This window comes from Ruegeria sp. O5 (assembly GCF_056535105.1).
Map to the genome: position 1 here is coordinate 1 of NZ_JBQERN010000005.1, position 25,838 is coordinate 25,838.

The window sequence follows — 25,838 nt, forward strand, 5'->3', positions numbered from 1 at the left end:
CTCAGCATTGGGCTGGAAAAGCCCTGTCGCATTCGAAAGGAAAGTGGCTTAAACGAGCACTTGGGGCGGCAAAAAAACGGGACAGGTCCAAGGCGAGATGAAGAAAAAAACTTCGAGCATGCAGAGCCTTGCAGGCGTTCAGCAAAGAAGTCCGTTGGGAACGTCACGTTTTGCGCACTTGCCGACGTCGCAATGATCGACGACACTAAAAAAACGGATAAGATCCAATGTCTAAAGAATATTTGCATTTTGCTTCTTCAGGTTCCCCGTATTCAGAGAATTGGAATGTACTGATATTTACAACGTCAAAGGCCCGCTTTTATCAGTTAGTACTATCCACGCGCTCAACTTCTAGAATATACCCTCGTGATGATCCGGTGCCGTTTGCATCGTCCCAATACGGTGAAGGCTGATGAACGTAATTGTGGAACCGAACGACGTCCGAGTTCCCGCCATGATTGTTTGGCTGGCCTTCTGACCAGTTCGAAAACGTAACCGGTTCGCCGCTGACCAGCGCCCACCCACCGTCTGGCTCAATAGCACCTTCCTCCTGATATGTGCCGATCCAAGGTCCGAAAGCTTGCCCATCCTGATGCATATCCCACAAGCGCTCATCGTTCTTAATGAGTTCGAAAACAAAACTGTTCTCAGCTTCGGATGTAATGGAAGCTAAATAGCCACCCCTCTCTTTGGCATCTGCAACAGCTGACTGCCAGGAACTGCCCCATGTCAAAATTGCATAATAGGAATGTTCATTCCATTCGCCTGATGCAACTACGTCAGACATCTTAGGCAGTGGAGGTGCATCCAGGTTGCTTTCAGACGTCCACGGCGGCGATCCACCAGAAAGCGTTGTAGTGCTGTCACGAGCAGTAAGAACATACACAAGACCCAAGCAGGCGGCAGCGAAAAAGGCACCTCCCGCGGCCAGAATGCGCGGCTTATTTTCTTTACGCACACTGACATCTTGGACGCCTTCAACGTTGTAAGCGCGCACCGGACGATCAATGTTCCTTAATCGCTTGGTTCCCATGGCACGGAATCCAAGGGATAGCTTGCCTTGTATCTGGTCGTGTACCTCGCCAGACAAGCAGATTCCACCAGGTTCAGCGAGGCTTTCTAGTCGAGCGGCCACATTTACGCTGTCACCTAAAAGATCACCATCTTGAAGGATCACGTCTCCGACATTTATCCCGATGCGAAACTGAACTTGAGAAGACGACGGAACCGAGAGGTTGCGTGTCCGTATTGCTTCCTGAATTTCAACGGCACATCGCACCGCTTCGACAGAGCTCGCAAATTCAGCAATAATGCTGTCACCTGCGGTGTTGGCAATCCGACCACCAAAATTCTCAATAAGCGCATCAGTCACTGATCGATGCTCTAAGAGCATCTTAGCAGTGCCTTCTTCATCGATGCTGGTAAGACGACTATATCCGGCAACGTCGGCAGCCAGTATTCGCTGCAAGACGTCTTGCAATCTTGTTAGAACTCGCTTGCGTTTCGTTATCTTGCGGCAAAATTCATCATCTTCTGATGCAATGGTAAGAGTGTTACGTTCGCGACTAACGCTTACCAAAAAATACCGAGACCAAATCGAAAATCTAGCGCTTTCTCATTTCCAACTCCCGCGGTTTTCCAATGATCAGGCGTTCGTGTAGCTTATTTGCTTCGAGGTGAGTGCCAGCTACATCCGCAGACCACCAGCTCGCCGTACGCTCAATTTTGCCACCGCAGCGAAAGTCTGGTCTGGTGAAGCTATGCCGCAGCGCTTGACCGATCCTCCGATCCGCCGCATGCCACCCCATCGTCAGTTCGATGACGTGCCACTGTACCACGTATCCGGGGATATTAAAAAAATACCGAATATTGGTATATGTGATATCTAGGAGGCAAACATGGCAAAGAACACTTCGATGTCCCTTGGGGACCATTTTGCCGGTTTCATCGACACTCAGGTCAGCAACGGACGCTACGGCTCGGCAAGCGATGTCGTACGGGCAGGCCTAAGGCTTCTCGAGGAGCATGAAGCCAGAATCCAGGCGCTGAAGGACGCATTGATCGTTGGTGAAAACTCGGGTGAACCACGTGCCTTTGACCGCGAGGCGTTTCAGGAACGCATGCGCCAGAAGAACAGCACCTGATATCTCAAAAATATGTGCTTTCACCGATGGCGGAAGCTGATCTCGAAGGGATTTGAATTTACACGGCGCAAGAATGGTCACGCGAACGAGCCGAGGTGTATTCCAACGACATCATCGACGCGTTTGAAGATATCGCGGCGGGGAAGAAGGCGGGCAGACCATCTTTAGTCCGCGAGGGATATCTCAAGACATTGATCGGTAGGCATGCGATTTACTATCAAATTCGAGGCGAGTTGATCGCGATCATCAGAATACTGCATCAAAGTATGGATATGGAACAGCACTTGTAGTCTCGGCGAATGGCAGAAATGCGGGCTGCACACACAGCATTTGATCGCATTGTCCAAGGTATCCTTCGAGCCGGAGCGAAGGCCGGATTTGACTATGGCCAATTTAATGCTGCGAAGCCGAGAACGACGACATTGAGCCCAAAGTCTCAGATGCCGCGCTTCGTACGAATGTTTGCTAGGTATTTCGACGAGGTGTAAGCCCTGTGATTTGGATAGCAGTTTCGTTGGCTCCATTTACGGCCGCACTTTTGGAGCGGCTATTCCGAGACCTCGTGGGTGGCAAAGGCATCCGCATAGTCAGGATGCCAGCGCGACAGCGCGGGCCGGTTATGGACAATATCACCCAGGGCCCATTCGACGCGTTTCCTGTCGCGGGCTTCTGAGACATCGTTGTCGGGGCAGAGAATATAGAAATCTCCGTTCGACATGCGCTTCAGCAGATAGTCGATGGCCTCGACGCTTGACCATGCCGCCGCGGGCTTTTCGGGCATGAACTTCTGGATCATGCCCGTATAGGTAAAGCCGGGCACAAACAAATGGACGCTGATTTCGGCACCCGCCTCGCGCAGCTCGTGGGCCAGCATCTCGGTCATGACCTTCACAGCGGCCTTGCTGGTGTTATAGGCGGCGTTACCGGGTGGCGTGGTGATCCCCTGTTTCGAGCCTGTGTTGATAACCACGGCAGGGCGTGCTGCGGCGATCATCCGCGGCAGGAAGGCGTGCACTCCGCTCATGACGCCAAACAGATTGACCTCTATCAGTTTCCGCCAGTTCTCACTGTTTTCCCAACTGCCGGTCGGCAGCGCAATCCCGGCATTGTTCATCAAAACAGCCACCTCTCCGAGTTCAAAGACCTGATCGGCGAGATCCGTCATGGCTGCGGCGTTGGTCACGTCCGCGGGGATCGCCCGAACCGTCTGGGACGTATCCGCCAGTTCGATCAAATCCGCCTCGGCCTTGTCCAGCGCCTCTCCCGGAAGATCGACCAGCACAACAACCAGACCCGCCTGCAGGAACCGTTTGGCCGCAGCGAGACCCACGCCGCTTGCCGCCCCGGTGACAACGGCCAGGCCGCCTTTTTCGACTGCTTTTTGGTACATTTTTTTCCTCTCATGATGACGGGTCACGTCGTGTTTCAGGGCGCCATCTTTTGTTTAATGCCCCCGATGAACGCCGCATCGTCCTGTTGTTTGCGGGCATCCAGCAAAGCCTCGGCATCAGGTCCTGCGCGATACCGTAAACGGTCGCTGCTATCGTTGGCCGCGTCCCAAATCACCTCAGCAACCGTCTCTGGCGCAGAAGGGTTCGATGCGAGTCTGCCGAACAGGCGCCCCATGGCTTCGGCCATCGGCGTGTAGCCTGACAGATTTTCATCCATCGCAAAATCGAACGAGCTGCCGCCGAAATTCGTCTGGATCATGCCAGGCTGAACAATACGCACCCGTATGCCCAACGGTTCCAACTCGTAGTGCAGGGCTTCGGACAGACCTTCCACCGCAAACTTGGTGCCGTGATAAAGCGCACCCAGTGGGAAGGTGATCTGCCCACCGATGGACGAGATATTGATCACCGTGCCGGAACGGTTTTGACGAAAGTGCGGAAGCACCGCTTTGGTCACCTCTATCAAGCCGATAACGTTGGTGTCGAACTGGCGTCGGATGCGGTCCATCGTAAAGGCTTCGAGCGCGCCATAGGCCCCATAGCCTGCATTGTTCAGCAAAACGTCGATCTGTCCAAAGCGATCGATGCCCTCTGCCACGGCCGTCGCGATTGATTTGGCATCCGTCACGTCCAGCCGCGCCAGGTGGACGTTCTCCAAATTGGCAAGATCCAAGCCGCTGGCAGGGGTCCGCATCGTGGCAACGACGTTCCATCCCCTGGCCTGAAAATACCCGGCCGTTGCCGCGCCGATACCAGACGACGCGCCGGTAATTAGAATGGTCTTCATATCATCGATCCCCTGGTGCCTATAAGCACAATACTCAAGAAATCTGCGTGACTCTTTTTCTATACTCCAAAATTTTTGCACAATTCTCTGGAAACGGAATTTTTTTAAGAAGTAAGTCTGCGTCCATGCAAAAGGAGGGCAAAGGCCTTATCAGAAGAACTTTGCTTGAGCGGGGCAGGGCGGTTGCGCAGCTTTTGCCCATGACCAATCCTGCCTCTTTCAAGTATTTCAAATCCAGTCCCGAGATCATCCGCCTCGCAGTGATGCTGTACATCCGTTTCCCGCTCTCGCTTCGGAATGTCGAAGACATGTTGCACGAGCGAGGCATCGACGTGAGCCACGAAACTGTCCGGTATTGGTGGAACAGGTTTGGCCCAGTGTTTGCTGCTGAAATTCGAAGAATGCGTGTTAAGCAATTGAGAGCATACTGCAAATGGAAGTGGCGCGTAGACGAAGTTTTCGTGAAGGTGAATGGCAAGCGGCATTACCTTTGGCGGGCTGTGGATCATGACGGCGAGGTGCCGGAGGCCGTTGTTGCCAAACGCAGAAACAAAGCTGCAGCGCTGAAATTCCTCAAGAAATTGATGAAGCGACATGGTAAGGCGGAAACCGTCGCCACGGGTCGCTTCGCATCGTACCGGGCCGCTCTCAGAAAGCTTGGCTCTACCGAAAAACAAAGGACGGGTAGGTGGCTCAACAACCGCGTCGAGAATTCGCACCTGCCGTTTCGACGACGCGAACGCGCGATGCAGCGTTTCAGGCGAATGCGAAGTTTGCAGAAATTCGCCTCCGTCCATTCCTCTGTCTACAATCACTTCAACCAGGAAAGATCGCTAGCCAGTCGAGACAACTTCAAGTTGACACGCACCGCCGCTCTCGCCGAGTGGCGTCAGCTTTGTTCTGGATAGGTTCGTGGTTTCTGCGGCAAACTGAGACTGGTTCGAATTCGTCTGACAGCACCGCCACCCATACCGTCTTTGTTCAGCGTTTTTTGCAGAGAATTGAACTGCCGTTCCGGTCGGGTGTCGACAGCTTCCTTATCAGAAAAGTCGTGATGTCCGTTGCGGCCCAGTCAGCGACCCAGTCGCTGCGCAGGTCAGGTAAGTTGGCCTGACTTCACCCTCAGCAAAACACATGGTCAGTGAAAACACACAGAAATTGCAAATAAGTTATATTGCGCCTAGAGCTTTTGCCGGAGGCACGCATGAAACTGACATCCTATTCCAACTATGCGCTGCGATCTTTGCAACTGGCTGCGCTCAAGGCCCCAGATCGCATTCGCGTTGACGATGTCGTGCGGGTGCACGGCCTTGCCCGGCCGCATATTGTAAAAATCGTGCACGAGTTGGGTCGGGCCGGGTATCTGGAAACAGCACGCGGCAGAGGCGGTGGTTTCCGGTTGGCTAAACCCGCGGAACAGATAAAGATCGGCGATGTAATTCGCCTGACCGAAGGGCCCCTGGATGTGGTCGAATGCTTTAACCCTGAAAAAAACACCTGCCCTCTGATCGGTATATGTAAATTGTCCCAAGCGATCCAAAAAGCGACCGGGGCATTCATGGCTGTGCTTGATGATCTGACGCTGGCTGACATTGCCTCAAACAGAAACGAGTTGTTAAACCGTATCGCGCCGATTGAGGAGGGCATCGTGGCACCTATGCGCAACGCAAGATGACAATCCTAGATTGGACTGAGCGATTTCACGGGACTAGTCGCCTTCCGAAAGCTGTGCGTGAAAGGTTGCGTACAGCGGCCCGTATCGTGCGGTGCCCAAAAGGCGCTCAGGTATTCGGCCCTGACAACGTTCCCGACAGCCTATTGTTCTTGTACGACGGACGGATTCGCGTTTCTCAAAGTTCGGATTCGGGCCGCGAGATCGTGCTCTATCGGGTCGAGGCGGGGGAAAGCTGTGTACTGACGACGGCCTGTATGCTGGCAGAAGAAGCATATAACGCTGAAGGTATTGCCGAAACCGACGTAACGGCGGTGACGTTGCCGAAACATGCCTTTGACCGTTTGATCTCGGAAGAAGACGCATTTCGCGAGTTTGTATTCGAGGCCTACTCGCGCCGACTGATTGATCTGTTGCGGGTGGTCGATGACGTGGCATTCGGGCACCTGGATATTCGCCTGGCTGAACGTCTTCTGGTTCTGGCCGGGGGGCGGGAAGACATTCAGGCAACGCATCAGCAACTTGCCAGCGAACTGGGCACCGCGCGTGAAGTTGTCTCGCGGATTTTGCAGGACTTTCAAAAGCGCGAGATGATTACCCAATCGCGGGGGCGCATTACGATAACCGACAAGGCGGCATTGGAACGCTTGGCGCAAAGCACTTGACCATTTCGGGAAATTTTCCGGTTTCGTGACTTTGTCACTGAAGTCAGGATTTCAAAGTTATATTTACTCTTCAACTTTTCAAGCCGCCAAGGTGATTGCAGGTCTGACGTGAAGGCCGGATATGGGCTGGCAGAAACGGAGGAGACGAAGATGAATGAGCGCAAACCCGCCCGGACGTTCGGCGGCATTGCCATTGCGCTGCTAGTTGCTGCTTTGGTCGGCGCGGCTGGCAGTTACATCTTTCTGATGTCCGGGCCCGGGCATCGCCAGGGCATGGCCGGTGAACGGGCAGAGCATCGTCACGGTGCAGATGGGCAAGGCCACGACGAGGTCAACATGCCGGGGCTGCGGGGCGAGAACGCGACGCTCGAGGAAAGCGCCGAGCTGGCTGTGATGTTCCGCAATTTCGATACGATCACACGCGAGGTTGAAAACCTTCCTAACGGTATTCGCACTGTCACACGATCTTCCGACCCGGATGTCATGGATGCTCTGATCTCCCATGTTGCCGGGATGATCGATCGGGTGGGCCGCAAGGATGATCCAATGATCATTATTCAGAGTCCGACCCTCGACATATTTTTTGACCATGGCGACAAGATCACCTCAGACATCGAAGTGACATCCGAAGGAATCGTAGTGGTGCAAACATCCGACGATCCGGAAATAGCCAAAGCCATGCATATCCATGCGGCCGAAGTGAGCGCGATGGCGGATCGCGGCATGGACGCCGTCCACGAAATGATGATGACACGCGGCGGAAACGGGTAACGGATCCGCGCCAGTTAGGAGGCAAGATCATGAATGATCAGAAGTCTATCGAGAGACACAACCAAAAGATGGCCGACGCGATAGCGACGCCGATTGACAGCTACCCGGTGGATCTGAGCGTGAAGCCCGATGTCCAGGGTTTTTACGACGAGGCGACCGCGACAATCAGTTATATCGTTGCAGATCCGACCTCGAATGCCTGTGCGATTATCGACAGTGTCATGGACATCGATTATGCCGCTGGCCGCATTACGTTTGGCCATGCCGACATGCTGATTGCCGAGGTTGAAAAGAGGGGGCTCAAGCTGGAATGGATCATTGAGACCCACGCCCATGCCGACCACCTGTCAGCCGCGCCTTACATTCAGCAAAAGCTGGGCGGTAAGATCGGCATCGGTGAAAACATCAAGATCGTGCAAGACGTGTTTGGCAAAATCTTCAATGAAGGCACCGAATTTCAGCGGGATGGCAGCCAGTTTGATGCCCTGTTCGTCGATGGCATGACCTATAAGATCGGCAACATGACCGCCTTTACCATGCATACACCGGGCCACACACCCGCCTGCATGGTGCATGTTGTCGGGGATGCAGCCTTTGTGGGCGACACGTTGTTCATGCCTGACGGTGGCTCCGCGCGGGCCGATTTCCCCGGTGGCGACGCGGGGACATTATTTGACTCGATCCACAAGGTGCTCAGCCTGCCGGACGAAACCCGGCTGTTCATGTGTCACGATTATGGTCCCAACGGGCGAGACATCCAGTGGGAAACCACGGTGGCCGAGGAGAAGGCCCACAACATTCACGTGGGCGGTGGCAAGACTAGGGACGAGTTCATCAAGATGCGGTCCGAGCGCGACGCGACGCTGGCGATGCCGACGCTGATCGTACCCTCTATTCAGGTCAACATCCGGGCGGGCGGCATTCCAACGGACCAGGATGGGAACCAGATGCTCAAAGTCCCAGTCAACAAGCTCTGAACGCAAGAGGCACCCATGGACATCAGAAAGATATCAGGCGCAGTTTCGGTGTCGCCGCAGGTTACGCCAGGTGACATAGAGGCCATAAAAGGCGCGGGCTTTCGTGCCATCATTTGCAACCGCCCCGATGGCGAAGGTGCCGATCAGCCGACATTCGAGGAGATCGAGGTAGCAGCAGAGAAACTGGGTCTCGAGGTACGCTATGTTCCAGTGCAAACCGGGATCGTCAGGGACGAAGACGCCGATGCCTTTGGCCGCGCGCTGACCGAGTTGCCGGGTCCGGTTCTGGCCTATTGCCGGACCGGCACGCGCTCGGCCACTTTGTGGTCGCTGAACGAGGCGGCGCACAAGCGTCCGGTGTCCGAGATTCTGTCAGCCACAAAGGTAGCCGGTTATGACATGAGCGGCGTTGCCCGCCGCATTGCCAATGGTGGGAAAACGCCGACCGACACGGGCGACGCATCCTTCGACGTGGTTATCGTGGGCGGTGGGGCAGGCGGTATCGCCACTGCGGCCAGCCTGCACGCGCGCAAATCCGACCTGTCCATTGCCATAATTGATCCGTCTGACGTACATTATTATCAGCCCGGCTGGACTTTGGTGGGCGGGGGTGTCTTCTCAGCAGAACAGACCGCCAAGACGATGGGGTCGCTGATCCCGCGCGGGGTGAAGTGGATCAAGGCGGCAGTTGCGGCCTTCGAGCCGCAGAACAATGCCGTAATTCTGGATGGCTGTCGCGTGGTGAAATACGACCGTCTTGTCGTATCTCCGGGGCTCAAGCTGGACTGGGGCGCGGTCGAAGGGCTGGAAGAAACCTTGGGCCGCAACGGGGTGACTTCGAACTACCGTTATGATCTGGCGCCGTACACATGGCAGCTTGTCGAAGGGCTTAAGGAAGGCCGGGCGCTGTTCACACAGCCGCCAATGCCGATCAAATGCGCGGGTGCGCCACAAAAAGCGTTGTACCTGTCGGGCGATGCGTGGTTCCGGCGAGGCGTTCTGAAGGATATCGACATCCAGTTCATGAACGCGGGCGGCGTGCTGTTCGGGGTCAAGGACTATGTCCCGGCGCTAATGGAATATGTCACAAAATACGACGCCTCGTTGAATTTCTTTCACAATCTGGTGTCGGTAGATGGGACGGCAAAAAAAGCGACCTTTAAGGTCGCAGTGCCCGACACCGAGCCCGAGTTGGTCACGGTCGAGTTTGACATGATGCATGTCTGCCCACCACAGGTCGCGCCGGACTTTATTCGCGTGTCGCCGCTGGCGGATGCTGCGGGCTGGGTCGATGTTGATCAGGCGACACTGCGCCACAAGAGTTTCGACAATATCTGGTCGCTGGGTGACGTGATGAACGCGCCCAACGCCAAAACCGCTGCGGCGGCGCGTAAACAGGCACCGACCGTGGCCGATAATATCGTGGCAGACATTCAGGGCCGCGGCCCAGTTGCCGCCTATGACGGCTACGGTTCGTGCCCGTTGACGGTCGAGCGCGGCAAGATCGTTCTGGCCGAGTTTGCCTATGGTGGGGTGATGACACCCAGCTTCCCGAAACTCCTGATCGACGGAACCCAACCCAGCCGGTTGGCGTGGCTGTTGAAAGAGAAGCTGCTGCCACCGATTTACTGGTCCGCGATGCTGAAGGGCAAAGAGTGGTTGGCCAAGCCCGAACCACTGGAGGTGGCGACCGATTAACTCCTTTCGAAACTGACACCGGAAGAACCGGTGTCAGTTCTGGCCTGTCCCGCCTCCGCCAAATGTGCAACGGGCCGCCGCTTTCTCAGGACGTGAACCCATGCAGAGCCTTTTACGTTTCCTTCCTATTCTTGACTGGGGTCGCCAGTATAGCCGTGCGTCGCTGTCGAATGATCTGATCGCGGCTGTGATCGTCACGATCATGCTGATCCCACAGTCCTTGGCCTATGCCTTGCTGGCAGGGCTGCCGCCCGAGGCCGGGATCTATGCTTCGATATTGCCGATCATCCTTTATGCGGTTTTTGGCACCAGTCGGGCGTTGGCGGTGGGGCCTGTCGCGGTAGTGTCACTGCTGACAGCCAGCGCTGTGGGGCAGGTGGCCGAGCAGGGCACGGCCGGATACATGGTGGCGGCGCTGACGCTGGCTTTCCTGTCGGGTGGGTTTCTGGTGCTGCTGGGCGTTTTCCGACTGGGCTTTCTGGCCAATTTCCTCAGCCATCCTGTCATCGCAGGTTTCATTACCGCATCGGGCATCCTGATCGCGACCAGCCAGTTAAAGCACATTCTGGGTGTCAGCGCCCATGGGCATACTCTGCCAGGGATGCTGGGCTCAATCTTCGAAAACCTCGGGCAAACCAATTGGCTGACGGTAATCATCGGCGTGCTGGCCACTGCGTTCCTGTTTTGGGTGCGCAAGAACCTCAAGCCCGCGTTGCGGCGCATGGGGGTGCCGCCCCTGCTGGCTGACGTGCTGACCAAGGCTGGACCAGTTGCCGCCGTGGTGGTGACCACGGTTGTCGTCTGGGGCTTCGGGCTGGATGCGCAGGGCGTCAAGATCGTCGGCGAAGTGCCTCAGAACCTGCCGCCGCTGACTTTGCCGGGGCTGTCCCCGGACCTCATCGGTGCATTGCTGGTGCCAGCGATCCTGATCTCGATCATCGGTTTCGTCGAAAGCATCTCGGTTGCGCAGACGCTGGCTGCCAAGAAACGCCAGCGCGTGGACCCCGATCAGGAGTTGATCGGTCTGGGCGCAGCCAACCTGGGCGCGGCATTTACCGGCGGCTTTCCGGTCACCGGTGGGTTCTCACGCTCGGTCGTGAACTTCGATGCGGGGGCGGAAACCCCGGCGGCAGGCATCTATACCGCTGGTGGTCTGGCGATCGCCGCACTGTTCCTGACACCGCTGGTGTACTTTTTGCCCAAGGCCACGCTGGCCGCGACGATCATTGTTGCGGTGCTGAGCCTTGTGGACCTGTCAATCCTGAAAAAGACCTGGGGATATTCGCGCGCCGATTTTACAGCGGTGGCCGCCACCATCGTCCTGACTTTGTTGGCCGGGGTCGAAACCGGCGTGGCCAGCGGCGTGGCAATTTCGATCCTTCTGCATCTCTACAAAACCTCGCGCCCACATGTGGCCGAGGTCGGGCTTGTGCCGGGTACGCAACACTTCCGCAACATCAATCGCCACAAGGTCGACAACGAGCCGTCACTGGTGACGCTGCGGGTGGATGAAAGCCTGTATTTCGTGAACGCCCGTTTCCTCGAAGACCTGATTCAGGCGCGTGTGACCGAGGGCTGCGAAATCCGCAACGTGGTTTTGATGTTCTCAGCGGTGAACGAAGTCGACTTTTCGGCCCTCGAAAGCCTTGAGGCCATCAACCACCGCCTGCGTGACATGGGCGTTGGTCTGCACCTGTCCGAAGTCAAAGGCCCCGTCATGGACCGCTTGAAACAATCGCATTTCCTCGACGACCTCAACGGGCAGATCTTTCTGGCCCAGTACGACGCTTGGCAGCGGTTGACCGCGCCGGAGAGGGTGAGAACGGCGGCAGAGTAACAGGAGCCGCCGCATTCAGATAAGCGCCCCTTGGGTTATGCTGATCGTGTTGCAGATCACCTCAGCGCATAACAAAGGGGTTCGACATCGGTTTGTCCGATGTATTCAGCCAAACGGTCTTGGTCCGCGTGTAATCGTGAATGGCCTCTATTCCCGCTTCCCTGCCATAACCGGATTGGTTGAAGCCGCCAAAGGGCGCGATGGGTGAGACCGCGCGGTAGGTGTTGATCCAGCAGATGCCCGATTTCAGGCGGGATGAAACACGGTGAGCACGGGCGACATTTTCGGTGAAGATACCCGAGCCAAGCCCGAACGGTGTGTCATTGGCCAGTGCGATTGCCTCTTCCTCGGTGTCGAAGGGCAACAATGACATGACGGGGCCGAACATTTCGACTTTCAGGGTCTCTGTCTCGGCACTGGCGCATTCCACCAGCGTTGGGGCCATGAAATGACCTGACCGATCCAGTGGCGCGCCCCCGAAACGAATACGGGCACCCTGTTCCCTGGCCTTGGCCAGTGTCGCCTGAATTCTAACAATCTGGGCATTGGTGCACAGCGGGCCAATATGGGTTTCAGGTTCCAATGGATCGCCGATGACTATACCCGTCATCTTTTCTTCGATTTTGGCGATAAGAGATTCCATAAGAGGACGATGGATCAGCCCGCGCGATCCTGCGACGCAGCTTTGACCTGAGGCGCCGAAATTGCCCGCGATCAGTCCGTTGGCCGCACCATCCAGATTGGCATCATCGAATACTATGATCGGGGATTTTCCACCCAATTCCAACGTGGTTACGGCAAAGTTCTCAGCCGAGTTGCGCACCACATGACGCGCCGTTTCCGGGCCGCCAGTGAATGCGATCCGGTCTACGTCAGGATGTCGGGTGAGAGGGATCGCACAGTTTTCTGCGTCCCCAGTAATGACGGAAACGACGCCGGGTGGGAATCCCGCTTTGTCGATCAAGCGGGCAAATTCCAGCATTGGGGCGGGCGCAATCTCTGACGCCTTCAGCACAACCGAGCACCCCGCGGCCAGAGCTGGCCCAAGCTTGGTAGCCGTGAGAAACATCTGCGCGTTCCAGGGGACAATTGCGACCACCACGCCAATGGGCTCGCGCCGCGTAAAGACATGCATGTCCGGTTTGTCGATCGGCAGGACCGCGCCTTCGATTTTGTCCGCCAACCCCGCATAGTAGCGGTAATAATCGCCGACATATGCCGTTTGGGTCGCGGTTTCCGCCAGTAGCTTACCACTGTCCTTTGTCTCGATCTCGCCAAGGCGTCGTGCGTTCTGTTCGATCAGGTCTGCAAGCTGGAACAACAGTTTGCCACGTGCAGTTTGCGTCATGTCCCGCCACGCCGGATCATCAAGTGACCGGCGCGCTGCAGAAACGGCGCGCTCTACGTCTTCGGCTGCGGCACAGGCGAAACTGGCCCATTCCTCGCCCGTTGCCGGATTCAACGAGGCCATCACTTGCCCACGTGCGCCTTCGGTCCAAGCGCCGTCGATAAATAGCTGGTAATGTGGCTTCTGGTGCATTGCGGCCCCTCACTGAAACTTTGGCATTACATCATCAATGAAACGGGCAAGCGATGCGCGTTTGCGTTCGAAGTTCATGCCGCTGTCGATCCAAAACGAGTATTCATCAAATCCAAGGTCTTCATAGCGTTTCAGGCGTTCTGTTACCCCGTCCGCCGTGCCGATTGTCAGATCGCGCGCCAGATTTTCGGGTGCCATCACTGCGTTGGCTGCCATTTCTTCTTCGGTTAGCGCCTGAATCAATCCCTGTCGGACTGGTCGCTTGTTTTGGAACCACGCGCCGAAATAGTTGTAAAACCGGGACAAATCCCGCGCTGCCTGATCCAGTTCAGTGTCATCGCGCCCGACATAGGTGTGGTGAAGCAGCATGATCTTGGGGCGCGCTCCGCCGTGATTGGCGCAGGCGGTCTCAAAACGGGTCATCAGTGTCTCAATTTCTTCGATACCTTGCCACAGCGGGGTGACCTGAATGTTGAACCCGTTCTGAACGCCGAACTCGTGGCTGTTCGGATCCCGCGCGGCAATCCAGATGGGCGGCCCGTCGGGTTGCACCGGCTTTGGGGCCGAACTGGTGGCGGGAAACTGAAAGAACTCTCCGTCATGCGCGCAGTCGCCTTCCCACAATTTGGGCAGCAGAGGAGCGATCTCTCGCATTCGCTGACCGGCGGTCCATGCGTCCAGACCGGGCATAAGCCGCTCGTATTCATAAGAGTAGGCCCCGCGCGCTATGCCCAGCTCGATCCGGCCTCCGGTCATGATATCCGCTGCGGCTGCTTCGCCCGCCAGTTTGATCGGATGCCAGAACGGCGCGATCACAGTGCCGGTGCCAAGGCGCACGTTTTTGGTATGATGCGCGATATCCACCAGCGACATCAGCGGGTTGGGTGCGATGGTGAAATCCATCCCGTGATGTTCGCCAGTCCAGACCGCACGCATCCCTGCCTGATCAGCCATCTTGCACAGCTCGATGAACTCTTCATACAATTTCTCATGCGGCTCTTCGGGGCCCAGCCGTTCCATATGGGCAAAAAGGGAAAACTCCATTCGTCAGGTCCTTTCCGACAGGCTGTGCACATCGCCCCGCTGGGCGTCACCCAGATAAAGCGAGAAATTGCGGGTTCGGCTTTCCAGCGCAAAACGAGCCATCATGGTCGCGATGGGTGCTGACGCGTATGGCAGGGTCGCCAGGTCTTTGATTGCGATTGCCTGAAAAGTGCCATGCCGGGGCAGGGACGGCGCAGACGCAAGAATGTAAACATGATGCGTGTTGGCATCGTCATAGACGGAATACGCAACCCCAAGGCGTGCATCGACACCTTTAGCCGTCAGGTCTTGCACAAGGCTGTTTCGCAAATCTTGCCGATCTGACAGCGTGACTTGCGGCGGACGGAAACCGGCTTCTGTTTTCTCCAGCAAGACGTGCCCGTCCTGTTCGATGATTGCGCCGCAGACCACGTTTCGCCCGGATGGTTCCAGCGCGCCACGTTCCAGCCCGAGGCTGAAATACTGCCCGTTCGCATAGCCAAGCCCGGGGGCATCGTCCTGAGAATACGTTTCGACCTGACCGATCAAAACGCAATGGTCCCCGGCTTCGACAACCTGATGAGTGCGGCAGGAAAACGTTGCGACTGCCCCTCTGATCAAAGGGACGTCGTGCGTATCAAAGCAGTGATCGACTTTGGCAAATCGATCACCTTTGAACCCGGCAAACGTATTGGATACATCTTCCTGCCCCTCGGCCAGAATGTTCACCGCGAAACGGGCGCAGGTTGCGAATTCGTGATAAGAAGACAGGTTTTTTCCCGGACAAACCAAAAGCAGCGGCGGGTCGAGAGAAACCGAAGTGAAGGAATTGGCCGTAAAGCCGAGTGGATTGCCTGTGTCATCGCGCGTCGTCACAACCGCTACACCGGTCATGAACCGTCCAAAAGCACGACGAAGGTCACGAGGATCAAGCGCGGTCATTGGCGCAGCTCACTCAGAAAGCTGGAAATGGCGGCGTTGACCTGAGGTGCGTGCGTCATTGGCATCATATGTGCAGCGCCTTCAATGACTTGCGCGCGTCCGTTCATCGCGGTGTCCGCCATGGCGCGTGACATCTCCGGGGTCGAATTGGGTTCAAGACTGCCGGTTAGAAAAAGCGCCGGGCAGCTTAGTTTCTCCAACGCATCGCGTCGGGGGCTCTGACTGTGGGCGAAGACGGAATAGGCCGTTTTATACGCAGCCGGGTCTATCGCCGTCAGCCATCTACGGCAGGCATCGCGCTCGGCCGAGGCGATGTCTCCGAACCATCGATGCAATGTGCTGGTGGGATCAGCGATCGTTTTGCCATCCAGCTGCGCCGCACGGTCGCGCACGGTCTGTGCCGCATTCGCGTCTCTCTCAAAAACCGCGTTCAATGCGACGATCCCACATACCCGGTCTGACGCTTTGGCGGCAAGATCCAGCGCGATCATGGTCCCCATCGAGTGGCCCACCAAAACGACCGGACCACTCAGGCAGTCCAGAACACCCCGTGCCGCTTCGGTGTACGCCGACAACCCCAACCTCATGTCAGCCAAAGGGCTGTTTCCATGTCCGGGCATGTCCGGAGCGGTCATGCAACCTTCAGAAGCCAGCCCGTCCAATTGCGCGCCCCAGGCTTCAGCCCGCAAGCCAACACCATGCAACAGAAGGATATTCTGACCCGAACCGGTCTGGATGGCCGCCAGCCCGCCGATCTCAGACCGCGGCCGGGTTGTCCAGGTCATGGCCCAAATCCTTAAGATCCTGATAGCGGTCACCGATACGGTGGTGCGGTCTGCCCGAGGTTGCTGCGCCTAATACGACCACAACTTCGTCATCGCGCGGTGCGTCAGAAATCGAGAACTGAATTGTCAGGTAGTGCGACCTCCGCCCAGCATCGTTTTTATCCATCAACGGCACCATGATCGGTGCGTTTGCCGGGCCACGTGTGTTGGTGAACGCCAGATAGGATTTCGCGCCGACGGCCTCTCGGTAGTGATTACCAAATCGCAAGGTGTGAATAAGGCCCGAAGCGTGCTCGACCTCACCATTCAGCCCGACCACAGCGGCTTTGCCATAGGCTTCGATTGCCTCTCCACTCCCGGCCAGTTTGATCATGCGTTTCGTCATCATCTCACCCAGAACAGGGCCATAGGCTTGTATCTCGGGTTTAAGGTCTTCCACAAACCGTCCTGCCCAGGGGTTGTGAACCACTGCGGCCACGGCAAACATGCGCCATGGGGTTTTGGCGGCTTGGAAGCCCTCGACAAGGACCTCCTCATCGTAGGTGACAATCTTACGTATTTCCGGTTGCATCAAAGCTCTCCTGTCGCGCTCGCAAACGTTAAAAACGGACAGGGTTTTTGACAAATGATTGAATTATGTGCTTTGCCATTAAAAAGACTAATGGACAGCTTGATCTAATGGGTAAATCTCTTCCACCACTGACCTGGTTCCGATCCTTCGAGGCGGCTGCACGAACGCTTAGTTTTACGGCGGCTGCCGAAGAGATTGGGTTGACGCAATCGGCGGTCAGTCAGCAGGTGAAATCGCTCGAAATGCGTTTGGGGACAGCTCTTTTTGTGAGGCACCCCAGAAGCTTGGCGCTGACGGATGCGGGGCGTAAACTATTGCCCGAGGTTGGCAGCGCGCTTGAAGCACTTGCCGCGGCTGCCGGGCGCGTGGACGCCAGTGCCTCCGGAGACATCTTGACTGTCGCCACGTCTGTTAGCATCGCCCATTGGGTTATTGCCCCATACCTGTCAGATTTTACCAGACGCCATCCTGAAGTTCGCGTTCGGCTTCTCAGTGCGATCTGGCCCGATGATTTCCACGCGTCTCACGCTGATGTTCAGGTTCGGTTCGGGTCAAAGAAACAGGTAGGGCATGGCGCTGTCCGACTGATACCTGACCGGCTGGTTGCTGTGAAATCCCCGGCAGTCGCAGGAGACGTGTTTGACCTGCCGCTGATCGAGGCTGTCGGGACATCAAGTGGGTGGGGCACATGGTTTGAAAAACAGGGCTTGCGCCGCCAACCCGGTGTTTTTGTCGATACATTTGGGATGGCCCTGCAACTGGCCGTTCATGGTAGCGGTGTCGCCTTGGTCAGCGAATTACTGACGACCCATGCGATTGCCGCGGGTCTGGTCGTACGCGTGCATGAATGTTCGGTGGACAGCAACGAAGGGTACTACCTTTCGTCCAACGCTGCCAATCCGGCTGCCCGGCTGTTTCACGACTGGCTGTTGGCGTTGGTTGCAGAACAGGCCTCGAATACCGTCAACGTCCCTGATTGACGTCAGACGTTGGTTGACAGTGTTCCACCGATGGGATCACGTCAACGGGCCTAAACTCAGGGGAGAAGTATGCAGGTCATCACCAATCCACATCGGGCGGGCCAAAAGCTTGCACCGTCTGCGCCGTATCCTTCTACAAATGCTGCCCGTGTTGAAGATTTGCTTTCTCAGTGCCCTGTCGCGAAAGAAACGCCATTGGTGGATGTTGGGAAACTGGCCCCTGTAGCCCAGCTTTGGGTGAAGGATGAGCGGGCGCGGATGAACCTTGGTTCGTTCAAAGCTTTAGGGGCGGCCTATGTAATTGCGCGTCATGCGGCCGAGAGGACAGGTGAGCCGGGTGAACAAACTCTGGCAGGCGCAACCTATGTGACCGCCAGCGCCGGGAACCACGGCATGAGTGTTGCGGCTGGCGCCAGAATTTTCGGTGCGAAAGCTGTTGTTTACATTGCTGAAACTGTGCCCGAAACCTTTGCGGAACGTCTGAAAGGCCAAAAAGCCGAAGTTGTTCGAAGTGGTGCTGACTATGCCGCCAGCATGGAGGCCGCGAGAATGGCTGCCGACGAAAACGGTTGGATATTGCTATCGGACAGTTCGTGGGAAGGATATTATGACCTGCCATGGACGCTTATGGAAGGCTATCTGCAAATGGCGGCAGAGGCAGTCAGGCAGTGTCCCGAGGTTCCGACACATATTCTGTTGCAGGCAGGCGTGGGCGGGCTGGCCGGTGCCGTTGCTGCCTATGCACGACAAATCTGGGGCGACGCACCGAAGATCGTTGTGGTTGAACCCGAAGCGGCACCCGCGTTGCAGGCCAGCATAGCCGCCGGAAAATGTGTTTTCGCGGATGGCCCTGGCAGCATCATGGGGCGTCTGGACTGCAAGGAACCATCGTTGATCGCGTTAAACGGATTGGCTCGCGACGCAGACCTGTTCCTGACCCTGTCAGACGACGATGTGACGGCAAAGCTTGACGCGATGGCAAATGCCGGGCTGGCCACCACGGCGTCCGGCGGGGCAGGCCTTGCGGCGGTGATGAACGAAACCGCACGGAAAGCCATAGGGATCGACGAACACTCACGCGTTTTGTGCTTTCTGTCGGAGATCGCGGAATGAGGGGGTTCGATCAGGCAGAATTCGAGGCGCGCACCAAACGCGCGCAGGAGCTGATGCGAGCCGCGGATATATCGGCGCTGCTGCTGACGACAGAAACTGATGTGCGCTACTTTACCGGCTATCTGACCCGATTTTGGGAAAGCCCAACCCGGCCATGGTTTCTGGTGGTACCGGCCACGGGCAAACCGGTGGCCGTGATCCCTTCGATCGGGGCCGCGCTCATGGGGCAGACCTGGATCGATGACATCCGAACCTGGAGTGCGCCCGACTTGCAAGACGACGGTATCTCGCTTCTGGCCGACGTCCTGGCCGAACTGACGCCCGTTTCGGGCAATATCGGGGTGCCGGATGGTCATGAGACACACGTGCGGATGCCCATGGCGGACATTGAACGCTTGCGCGGCGCTCTCGGTTCGCGTCGCATTACCGGTGATCAGAGTATCCTGCGCCGGTTGCGCATGATCAAATCCGAGGCTGAAATTACGAAGATCCAAACCGCCTGCGATATCGCTGGACGCGCGTTCGCCCGCGTGCCCGAGGTTGCCCGCGCAGGAGTGCCTTTGGACATGGTTTTTCGCCGGTTCCAGATGCTCTGCCTTGAGGAAGAGGCCGATTGGGTGCCGTATCTTGCAGGCGGGGCAGAGCAGGGCGGTTACAGTGATGTAATATCACCTGCAACTTCGGCGCCGTTGGAACCTGGCGACGTGCTTATGCTGGATACAGGTCTGGTTTGGGATGGCTACTTCTGTGATTTTGATCGCAATTGGTCCGTCGGCCCAGCCCGGCCCGAGGTGAGATCAGCGCACGCCAGACTGGTAGAAGCCTCGGATGCCGCGCTCGAGATCGCACGGCCCGGTGCTACTGCCTCGGATTTGTTTCATGCCATGAACACGGTTCTGACCAAAGAGGCGGAAGGCACAGATGCGGGGCGGTTGGGTCATGGGTTGGGGATGTCACTGACAGAGTGGCCGTCCCTTATCCCGGCAGACCAGACCATGCTGGAACCCGGCATGGTTTTGACGTTGGAGCCGGGCATCGCCGTTGGTACAAAAATACTTGTCCATGAAGAAAACATTGTCATCACCGAAGGCACCCCACGTTTTCTAAGCCCACGCATAGGGCCAGAGGTGATCGAGATATGACCCGGATCCATTACGCTCTTGATGAAGACGATCCCAAGGCCACCCCGCTTGGTCTGATCGTGTTGCAGACAGATGAAACGTTGGAGCCTGAGTTCAGTTCGTATTTTTCGGACCACAAGTATCCAATCTACGTGACGCGAATTCCCAGCGGGATCGAGGTGACGACGGAAAGCCTTGCGGAAATGGAGAAGGCGCTGCCAGCCGCCGCCGCATTGCTACCCAGTGCGCGACCTTATCGCGTTGTCGGGTACGGATGCACGTCTGCAAGCTCGGTTATCGGGTCCGACCGCGTAGCAGAACTTGTCAAACAAACATGCCAGACCGCCGAGGTTACAAACCCTTTGCGTGCGGCAACGGCCTGTGCGCGACACCTGGGCGTTTCGAAATTCGCGCTGCTGTCGCCCTATATTGAAGAGGTAAACCTTCCCCTGCGCCGGGCCTTTGCCCAAGGCGGAGTGGAGATGGATGTTTTTGGGACATTCGGGGAATCAGAAGAGGCCAAAGTTGTTCGGATTTCGGTGCAATCCGTCATCGACGCCGCCACGAAACTGGGCTCGGACCCGTCGGTTGATGCGGTTTTTCTGAGTTGCACAAACCTTCGCACGCAAAAGGCTATTCCCGAGATACGCGCACGGATTGGCAAGCCAGTTTTGTCGAGTAATCAAAGTCTTGCGTGGCACATGCGTGTTCTGAACGAGACCTGATGAGATATTATGTCCGGATATTGTACAACAAAACCGGAATTCACTGTTGCAATGTGAACATCGCTTGGTCTTAACTAACGGCTACAGATCAATGAAATCCGCAGAAGACGGATAATCATTTGACGTAACAGGGGGTCTTGTGGCCGATACAATGAACGACGCCGCGTTTGTCGAATTCCAACGCGTACAGAAGTCTTATGACGGCGAGAACCTCGTCGTAAAAGACCTAAACCTTGCAATGCCCAAAGGTGAGTTTCTAACAATGCTTGGGCCGTCAGGCTCGGGCAAGACGACTTGCCTTATGATGCTCGCCGGATTTGAAACCGCCACGCATGGTGAAATCCTCCTGGGCGGCAAGCCCATCAACAATATCCCGCCGCACAAGCGCGGTATTGGCATGGTTTTTCAGAACTACGCTTTGTTCCCGCATATGACGGTGGCCGAAAACCTGTCGTTTCCACTGGAAGTCCGTAAACTGGGCAAGTCGGAGCGGGATGAAAAGGTCAAGCGCGCACTGGATATGGTTCAGATGGGCGCCTTTGGTGGCCGACGTCCTGCTCAGCTGTCGGGCGGGCAACAACAGCGGATTGCTCTGGCTCGTGCCTTGGTATTCGAACCCGAACTGGTCTTGATGGACGAGCCATTGGGGGCATTGGACAAGCAGCTGCGTGAACATATGCAGTTCGAAATCACGCGTCTGGCCCATGAGCTTGGGATCACAACAGTCTACGTGACCCACGACCAGACCGAAGCGCTGACCATGTCAGATCGGGTGGCTGTATTTGATGACGGCCGCATTCAACAGCTGGCGCCGCCTGATCAGCTTTACGAAGAGCCGGAAAACAGTTTTGTCGCGCAATTCATTGGTGAAAACAACACGTTGGAAGGTGTTGTTAAATCAATTGACGGCGACACTTGCGTCGTACGTCTGGATGATGGCTCGGAAATCGACGCGGTTCCGATCAACGTCCACAGCGCAGGCGACCGGACCAAAGTTTCGATCCGCCCTGAACGTGTGGAATTCAACAAAGACCGACTGCATGCTGACGCGCATACTTTGAAAGCAAGGGTCGAAGAGTTCATTTACATGGGCGACGTATTCCGGTTCCGCATGTCCGTTGCCGGAAACAACGAATTCATCGCCAAAACTCGAAATGCGCCTGACGCCGTACGCCTGACCCCAGGTCAAGAGATCGAGATCGGCTGGCTGGCACAGGATTGTCGTGCGCTCGACGCATAGACCAAACCGCGCGGGACAAGCGCGGTTAAGCTGAGGGACCGGCCGGTGAAAACCCGTGCATCGGCTGACCACCACATAAAACGGGATGAACTGGGAGTAACACATGAAACCAACCAAGATCATGCTCACTGCGGCTGCGATTGCGACGGCTGCGGGCACTGTTTCAGCCGAGGAGATGACCATCGTTTCCTGGGGCGGTGCCTATTCAAAGTCGCAGTTGAAGGCGTATCACGAGCCCTATTCGGAAAAGACCGGCATCACCATTCTGAACGATGACAGCTCGGCCGAAGCCGTTGCCAAACTGCGCGCAATGAACGAAGCGGGCAACATCACATGGGATGTGGTAGATGTTGTAGCCGCTGACGCGATCCGTCTTTGCGACGAAGGTCTGGCGCTTGAGATCGATTTCGACAGCCAGTTGGCCGCAGCTCCGGATGGCACGCCCGCCTCTGAGGATTTCGGCGACCTGCTGGTCAGCGACTGCTTTATCCCGCAGATCGTCTATTCGACCACATTCGGCTACCGCACTGATCTGGTTGGTGACACCCCGCCGACCGACATCTGCGCAGTGTTCGATCTGGAAACCTATCCGGGCAAACGTTCGCTGGAGAAGCGTCCGATCAACAACATGGAATGGGCGCTGTTGTGTGACGGTGTCGCCAAGGATGATGTCTATGACGTTCTGGCGACGTCGGAAGGTCAGGATCAGGCCTTGGCCAAGCTGGGCACCATCAAAGACAGCGTTGTCTGGTGGTCTGCCGGTGCGGACACGCCACAACTGCTGGCTGACGGCGAAGTCATCATGGGATCGACCTATAACGGCCGTCTGTTCAGCGTGATTGAAGAGCAGAAACAGCCGGTTGCAATGTTGTGGGACGCGCAGGTGTTCGATCTGGACGGCTGGATCATTCCTGCCGGTCTGAGCGATGAGCGCAAGCAGCGCGCGCTGGACTATATCATGTTCGCAACCGACACTCAGCGTCTGGCGGATCAGGCCAAGTACATCTCGTACGGTCCGGCCCGCGCCTCGTCGGCTCCGCTGGTAGGTCAGCACGCCGATCTGGGGATCGACATGGCCCCGCATATGCCGACCGATCCGGAAAACGCCAAGAACACGTTCTTGTACAACTACGAGTTCTGGGCGGATTACCGTGATGACATCGACGCCAAATTCCAGGCGTGGCTGGCGCAATAAGCGTCTGATTTCATGACACAGTCGGGGGCGGTGCGCCGCCCCTGAACCAAGACAGATCCAAGGGGCTCCAATGACTGACGCAAGCCAAAATGCCGGACCCATGCTGGCAGCGGATGGAACACCGCTCAAGCTATCGCTGGCACGCTCGTTGCGGCGGCAAAAGCTGCGTGCCTTGCTGTTGATCGCTCCTTTGCTTCTGTTCGTTCTGTTTTCCTTTATTGTTCCAATAGCTGCGATGCTATTCCGTTCAGTAGAAAACAACATCGTCTCTGACACTCTGCCTCTTACCGTCGAGGCGCTTCAAAACTGGGATGAACAGTCTGGAGAATTGCCGGGCGAGGGCGTGTATGATGCCTTTGTGCGGGACATGATTGTTGCGATTGACAATAAAGAGCACACACGGCTTGGTTCGCGTTTGAACTACGAAGAAACCGGTATGTCTTCGATGTTCCGCAAGTCAGGTCGTCAGATCAAGAAACTGGATCCTGAAACGGATGGTCCGTTTAAAGAGCAACTAATAGATATTCACGACGGATGGGGCGATACACAAACGTGGCGCGTGATCAAAACCCATTCGCCGAAGATCACCAACGGGTATTTTCTGAACGCGGTAGATATGCGCAGAACCCCCGACGGCGCGCAGGCACAACCCGAAGACAAGCAAATCCTTGTTAAGCTGTTCGGTCGAACGCTGTTTATGTCTCTGGTAATAACGGGTGCCTGTATCCTGCTGGCTTATCCGGTCAGCTATTTGCTGGCGACGTTGCCGATGCGTGTCTCAAATCTGCTGATGATCCTTGTGCTTCTGCCGTTCTGGACGTCACTGTTGGTGCGGACGTCGGCGTGGAAGGTGATGCTGCAACAGCAAGGCGTGATCAACGAAACGCTGGTCTGGCTGGGGTTAGTGGCTGACGATGCGCGACTGGTGATCATCAATAACCAGATCGGTACGATCACCGCAATGACGCATATCCTGCTGCCATTCATGATCCTGCCCATGTATTCGGTGATGCAGACCATTCCGGAATCCTACACGCGTGCCGCGAAATCCATGGGTGCGACCAACTGGACGACGTTCTGGCGCATCTACTTCCCTCAATCCATTCCGGGTATCGGCGCGGGTTCAATCCTCGTGTTCATTTTGGCGATTGGCTACTACATCACGCCTGAAATCGTGGGCGGTACCAAAGGTGTCTTCATCTCGAACCGGATCGCCTATCACATCTCGTCCTCACTGAACTGGGGACTGGCGGCGGCGCTGGGAACGATACTTCTGGCGGTCGTTCTGCTGCTCTACTGGGTCTACGACAAGATCGTGGGCATTGATAACGTGAAGCTGGGATAATCGACATGGCCGCACTTACTCCGATATCCCGTAAACCTATGTCGATGGTTCTGCCCAGCGTTGCATTGGCCGGAGCGTTCGCTGGTATCTTTGTCGGCGCCGGAAACGGCTCGGTCCTGCTAGGGATCGTGGGCGGTGCCATCGTGATTGCCGGACTGGCATGGACTTACATCAACATTCTAAAGAATGAGCAGTTGGCCCGCTGGATCAATATCCTCGGCTTTGGCATCGCGGGCTTTTTGATGTCCGGCCCAATGGGGGGAGTACTTGGCCTGCTGGGGGGCTGGTTCTTCGCCTGGTTTACTTATTGGTTGTACGAAGGGCGATACCGGCGCAAGCTGTTGCCGTACCTGACCGCGCAGCAGGTGTTTTACCACTACCTGTTCCGGGTGATCTGCGGTGCAATCTTTGTCTTCCTGATCACACCGATCCTTGTGGTCTTGCCGCTGTCGTTCAACGCACAGGACTTTTTTACCTTCACGCCCGAGATGTTGCGGCTTGACCCTGAAGGGTATTCGCTGAAGCACTACCGCGATTTCTTTACCAACAATGAATGGCAACGCAGCTTCAAGAACTCGCTGATCATTGCCCCGATTGCCACAATCATCTCGGTCTCGCTTGGCACCTTGGCGGCCATTGGCCTCAGCCAGAGCCACGTCCCCGGCCGCCGTGCTATCATGGGAATCCTGATTTCGCCGATGATCGTTCCGCTGATCATCTCGGCCACTGGCATGTTCTTTTTCTACAGCGATATCGGTCGGTTCCTTGAAGGGACCCTGGGCATGAACAAGAACTTTGTGGGCTATCTGAAAGTCATCCTGGCGCACGCCGTACTGGGTATCCCGTTCGTGATCATCACTGTGACCGCCACGCTTGTGAGCTTTGATCGTTCACTGACGCGTGCGGCTGCCAACATGGGGGCAGGGCCGGTGCGGACCTTCTTCAAGATCCAGATGCCGCTGATCCTGCCGGGTGTGATTTCGGGTGGTCTGTTCGCCTTCATCACCTCGTTCGACGAAGTTGTGGTGGTTCTGTTCGTGGGCTCGGCCAGTCAGAAGACTCTGCCGTGGCAGATGTTCACGGGCCTGCGGGAACAGATTAGCCCGACCATTCTGGCGGTTGCGACGATCCTTGTGGTTCTGTCGATTGCGTTACTGACCACGGTTGAGTTGCTGCGTCGTCGGTCCGAACGTTTGCGGGGGCTTTCACCCGCTTGACGGAGCATTCTGTCTGATCTAACGATTCTCGTGTTCATC

The 25,838-nt window shown here is 56.4% G+C and carries 26 protein-coding genes; 18 read left to right on the forward strand and 8 right to left on the reverse strand.

Going from position 1 to position 25,838, the window contains the following annotated elements; all coding sequences use genetic code 11:
- Positions 1-294 (forward strand): hypothetical protein (locus ACR0M3_RS09040; protein ID WP_480910348.1); only part of this gene is annotated, 294 nt, incomplete at its 5' end.
- Positions 295-322: 28 nt separating this feature from the next.
- Here the strand turns inward: ACR0M3_RS09040 and ACR0M3_RS09045 are convergent.
- A complete protein-coding gene (locus ACR0M3_RS09045) occupies positions 323-1,468 on the reverse strand; it encodes an adenylate/guanylate cyclase domain-containing protein (RefSeq protein ID WP_480910351.1) in 1,146 nt (381 codons plus the stop codon).
- A 430-nt stretch (positions 1,469-1,898) separates the two neighbouring features.
- Between ACR0M3_RS09045 and ACR0M3_RS09050 the strand changes: the two genes are divergently transcribed.
- Complete coding sequence (locus ACR0M3_RS09050; RefSeq protein ID WP_209504385.1) at positions 1,899-2,144, forward strand: type II toxin-antitoxin system ParD family antitoxin; 246 nt, start codon at positions 1,899-1,901, stop codon at positions 2,142-2,144.
- 56 nt (positions 2,145-2,200) lie between these two features.
- Complete coding sequence (locus ACR0M3_RS09055) at positions 2,201-2,434, forward strand: type II toxin-antitoxin system RelE/ParE family toxin (RefSeq protein WP_480773609.1); 234 nt, start codon at positions 2,201-2,203, stop codon at positions 2,432-2,434.
- A gap of 257 nt (positions 2,435-2,691) precedes the next feature.
- On the opposite strand, the gene ACR0M3_RS09060 is transcribed toward ACR0M3_RS09055, so the two are convergent.
- Positions 2,692-3,534, reverse strand: a complete 843-nt coding sequence (locus ACR0M3_RS09060; RefSeq protein WP_480910354.1) for an SDR family NAD(P)-dependent oxidoreductase — start codon at positions 3,532-3,534, stop codon at positions 2,692-2,694.
- Positions 3,535-3,569: 35 nt separating this feature from the next.
- Positions 3,570-4,382 carry an SDR family oxidoreductase gene (locus ACR0M3_RS09065; protein ID WP_480505776.1) on the reverse strand — a complete coding sequence of 271 codons (813 nt, stop codon included), beginning with the start codon at positions 4,380-4,382 and terminating at the stop codon, positions 3,570-3,572.
- Between the two features lie 200 nt (positions 4,383-4,582).
- On the opposite strand from ACR0M3_RS09065, the gene ACR0M3_RS09070 reads away from it, so the two are divergent.
- The 7 genes from ACR0M3_RS09070 to ACR0M3_RS09100 all read left to right on the forward strand — a co-directional run bounded on the left by ACR0M3_RS09070 (position 4,583) and on the right by ACR0M3_RS09100 (position 12,002).
- Positions 4,583-5,290 (forward strand): IS6 family transposase, encoded by a 708-nt coding sequence (locus ACR0M3_RS09070; protein WP_480910357.1) that lies wholly within the window; start codon positions 4,583-4,585, stop codon positions 5,288-5,290.
- A 296-nt stretch (positions 5,291-5,586) separates the two neighbouring features.
- Positions 5,587-6,057 (forward strand): Rrf2 family transcriptional regulator, encoded by a 471-nt coding sequence (locus ACR0M3_RS09075; RefSeq protein WP_480476276.1) that lies wholly within the window; start codon positions 5,587-5,589, stop codon positions 6,055-6,057.
- Positions 6,054-6,719 carry a Crp/Fnr family transcriptional regulator gene (locus tag ACR0M3_RS09080; protein ID WP_480505772.1) on the forward strand — a complete coding sequence of 222 codons (666 nt, stop codon included), beginning with the start codon at positions 6,054-6,056 and terminating at the stop codon, positions 6,717-6,719. The genes ACR0M3_RS09075 and ACR0M3_RS09080 overlap by 4 nt, the downstream gene beginning before the upstream one ends.
- Before the next feature lie 150 nt (positions 6,720-6,869).
- Complete coding sequence (locus ACR0M3_RS09085; protein WP_480505770.1) at positions 6,870-7,490, forward strand: hypothetical protein; 621 nt, start codon at positions 6,870-6,872, stop codon at positions 7,488-7,490.
- 92 nt (positions 7,491-7,582) lie between these two features.
- Positions 7,583-8,467, forward strand: coding sequence for an MBL fold metallo-hydrolase (locus ACR0M3_RS09090; protein ID WP_480486479.1), 885 nt, complete (start codon positions 7,583-7,585; stop codon positions 8,465-8,467).
- Positions 8,468-8,482: 15 nt separating this feature from the next.
- Positions 8,483-10,165, forward strand: a complete 1,683-nt coding sequence (locus tag ACR0M3_RS09095; protein ID WP_480910360.1) for a bifunctional protein tyrosine phosphatase family protein/NAD(P)/FAD-dependent oxidoreductase — start codon at positions 8,483-8,485, stop codon at positions 10,163-10,165.
- A 100-nt stretch (positions 10,166-10,265) separates the two neighbouring features.
- Positions 10,266-12,002 carry a SulP family inorganic anion transporter gene (locus tag ACR0M3_RS09100; RefSeq protein ID WP_480910363.1) on the forward strand — a complete coding sequence of 579 codons (1,737 nt, stop codon included), beginning with the start codon at positions 10,266-10,268 and terminating at the stop codon, positions 12,000-12,002.
- Positions 12,003-12,063: 61 nt separating this feature from the next.
- On the opposite strand, the gene ACR0M3_RS09105 is transcribed toward ACR0M3_RS09100, so the two are convergent.
- From ACR0M3_RS09105 to ACR0M3_RS09125, 5 genes are read right to left on the reverse strand one after another with little or no spacing between them, the layout of a single operon-like run.
- Complete coding sequence (locus ACR0M3_RS09105) at positions 12,064-13,542, reverse strand: aldehyde dehydrogenase (RefSeq protein WP_480910366.1); 1,479 nt, start codon at positions 13,540-13,542, stop codon at positions 12,064-12,066.
- A gap of 9 nt (positions 13,543-13,551) precedes the next feature.
- A complete protein-coding gene (locus ACR0M3_RS09110) occupies positions 13,552-14,586 on the reverse strand; it encodes an LLM class flavin-dependent oxidoreductase (RefSeq protein ID WP_480910369.1) in 1,035 nt (344 codons plus the stop codon).
- Between the two features lie 3 nt (positions 14,587-14,589).
- Complete coding sequence (locus ACR0M3_RS09115; protein ID WP_480773524.1) at positions 14,590-15,507, reverse strand: flavin reductase family protein; 918 nt, start codon at positions 15,505-15,507, stop codon at positions 14,590-14,592.
- On the reverse strand, positions 15,504-16,292 hold the full coding sequence (locus ACR0M3_RS09120; RefSeq protein ID WP_480910372.1) for an alpha/beta fold hydrolase: 789 nt from the start codon (positions 16,290-16,292) through the stop codon (positions 15,504-15,506). Before ACR0M3_RS09120 ends, ACR0M3_RS09115 begins: the two co-directional genes overlap by 4 nt.
- Positions 16,264-16,863 carry an amino acid synthesis family protein gene (locus ACR0M3_RS09125; protein WP_480481716.1) on the reverse strand — a complete coding sequence of 200 codons (600 nt, stop codon included), beginning with the start codon at positions 16,861-16,863 and terminating at the stop codon, positions 16,264-16,266. The genes ACR0M3_RS09120 and ACR0M3_RS09125 overlap by 29 nt, the downstream gene beginning before the upstream one ends.
- A gap of 107 nt (positions 16,864-16,970) precedes the next feature.
- On the opposite strand from ACR0M3_RS09125, the gene ACR0M3_RS09130 reads away from it, so the two are divergent.
- From ACR0M3_RS09130 to ACR0M3_RS09165, 8 genes are all read left to right on the forward strand, one after another.
- A complete protein-coding gene (locus tag ACR0M3_RS09130) occupies positions 16,971-17,843 on the forward strand; it encodes a LysR family transcriptional regulator (RefSeq protein ID WP_480481714.1) in 873 nt (290 codons plus the stop codon).
- Positions 17,844-17,912: 69 nt separating this feature from the next.
- Positions 17,913-18,956 (forward strand): pyridoxal-phosphate dependent enzyme, encoded by a 1,044-nt coding sequence (locus ACR0M3_RS09135; RefSeq protein WP_480910375.1) that lies wholly within the window; start codon positions 17,913-17,915, stop codon positions 18,954-18,956.
- Entirely contained in the window at positions 18,953-20,098 is a 1,146-nt protein-coding gene (locus ACR0M3_RS09140) for a M24 family metallopeptidase (RefSeq protein ID WP_480910378.1), read from the forward strand. The genes ACR0M3_RS09135 and ACR0M3_RS09140 overlap by 4 nt, the downstream gene beginning before the upstream one ends.
- Positions 20,095-20,802 carry a maleate cis-trans isomerase family protein gene (locus tag ACR0M3_RS09145; RefSeq protein ID WP_480910379.1) on the forward strand — a complete coding sequence of 236 codons (708 nt, stop codon included), beginning with the start codon at positions 20,095-20,097 and terminating at the stop codon, positions 20,800-20,802. Before ACR0M3_RS09140 ends, ACR0M3_RS09145 begins: the two co-directional genes overlap by 4 nt.
- Positions 20,803-20,941: 139 nt before the next feature.
- Positions 20,942-22,042 (forward strand): ABC transporter ATP-binding protein, encoded by a 1,101-nt coding sequence (locus tag ACR0M3_RS09150; protein ID WP_480486135.1) that lies wholly within the window; start codon positions 20,942-20,944, stop codon positions 22,040-22,042.
- 103 nt (positions 22,043-22,145) lie between these two features.
- Complete coding sequence (locus ACR0M3_RS09155; RefSeq protein WP_480481704.1) at positions 22,146-23,237, forward strand: extracellular solute-binding protein; 1,092 nt, start codon at positions 22,146-22,148, stop codon at positions 23,235-23,237.
- A gap of 70 nt (positions 23,238-23,307) precedes the next feature.
- Entirely contained in the window at positions 23,308-24,582 is a 1,275-nt protein-coding gene (locus ACR0M3_RS09160) for an ABC transporter permease (protein WP_209504364.1), read from the forward strand.
- A 5-nt stretch (positions 24,583-24,587) separates the two neighbouring features.
- Entirely contained in the window at positions 24,588-25,799 is a 1,212-nt protein-coding gene (locus ACR0M3_RS09165) for an ABC transporter permease (protein ID WP_480537517.1), read from the forward strand.
- Positions 25,800-25,838: the final 39 nt, after the last annotated feature.

Coding starts and splice junctions, on each gene's coding strand:
- ACR0M3_RS09135 (WP_480910375.1), top strand. CDS start 17,913: ATGCAGGTCATCACCAATCCACATCGGGCGGGCCAAAAGCTTGCACCG.
- ACR0M3_RS09060 (WP_480910354.1), bottom strand. CDS start 3,534: ATGTACCAAAAAGCAGTCGAAAAAGGCGGCCTGGCCGTTGTCACCGGG.
- ACR0M3_RS09105 (WP_480910366.1), bottom strand. CDS start 13,542: ATGCACCAGAAGCCACATTACCAGCTATTTATCGACGGCGCTTGGACC.
- ACR0M3_RS09130 (WP_480481714.1), top strand. CDS start 16,971: ATGGGTAAATCTCTTCCACCACTGACCTGGTTCCGATCCTTCGAGGCG.
- ACR0M3_RS09145 (WP_480910379.1), top strand. CDS start 20,095: ATGACCCGGATCCATTACGCTCTTGATGAAGACGATCCCAAGGCCACC.
- ACR0M3_RS09160 (WP_209504364.1), top strand. CDS start 23,308: ATGACTGACGCAAGCCAAAATGCCGGACCCATGCTGGCAGCGGATGGA.
- ACR0M3_RS09165 (WP_480537517.1), top strand. CDS start 24,588: ATGGCCGCACTTACTCCGATATCCCGTAAACCTATGTCGATGGTTCTG.
- ACR0M3_RS09080 (WP_480505772.1), top strand. CDS start 6,054: ATGACAATCCTAGATTGGACTGAGCGATTTCACGGGACTAGTCGCCTT.
- ACR0M3_RS09075 (WP_480476276.1), top strand. CDS start 5,587: ATGAAACTGACATCCTATTCCAACTATGCGCTGCGATCTTTGCAACTG.
- ACR0M3_RS09085 (WP_480505770.1), top strand. CDS start 6,870: ATGAATGAGCGCAAACCCGCCCGGACGTTCGGCGGCATTGCCATTGCG.
- ACR0M3_RS09050 (WP_209504385.1), top strand. CDS start 1,899: ATGGCAAAGAACACTTCGATGTCCCTTGGGGACCATTTTGCCGGTTTC.
- ACR0M3_RS09115 (WP_480773524.1), bottom strand. CDS start 15,507: ATGACCGCGCTTGATCCTCGTGACCTTCGTCGTGCTTTTGGACGGTTC.
- ACR0M3_RS09155 (WP_480481704.1), top strand. CDS start 22,146: ATGAAACCAACCAAGATCATGCTCACTGCGGCTGCGATTGCGACGGCT.
- ACR0M3_RS09095 (WP_480910360.1), top strand. CDS start 8,483: ATGGACATCAGAAAGATATCAGGCGCAGTTTCGGTGTCGCCGCAGGTT.
- ACR0M3_RS09125 (WP_480481716.1), bottom strand. CDS start 16,863: ATGCAACCGGAAATACGTAAGATTGTCACCTACGATGAGGAGGTCCTT.
- ACR0M3_RS09140 (WP_480910378.1), top strand. CDS start 18,953: ATGAGGGGGTTCGATCAGGCAGAATTCGAGGCGCGCACCAAACGCGCG.
- ACR0M3_RS09120 (WP_480910372.1), bottom strand. CDS start 16,292: ATGACCTGGACAACCCGGCCGCGGTCTGAGATCGGCGGGCTGGCGGCC.
- ACR0M3_RS09100 (WP_480910363.1), top strand. CDS start 10,266: ATGCAGAGCCTTTTACGTTTCCTTCCTATTCTTGACTGGGGTCGCCAG.
- ACR0M3_RS09110 (WP_480910369.1), bottom strand. CDS start 14,586: ATGGAGTTTTCCCTTTTTGCCCATATGGAACGGCTGGGCCCCGAAGAG.
- ACR0M3_RS09065 (WP_480505776.1), bottom strand. CDS start 4,382: ATGAAGACCATTCTAATTACCGGCGCGTCGTCTGGTATCGGCGCGGCA.
- ACR0M3_RS09070 (WP_480910357.1), top strand. CDS start 4,583: ATGACCAATCCTGCCTCTTTCAAGTATTTCAAATCCAGTCCCGAGATC.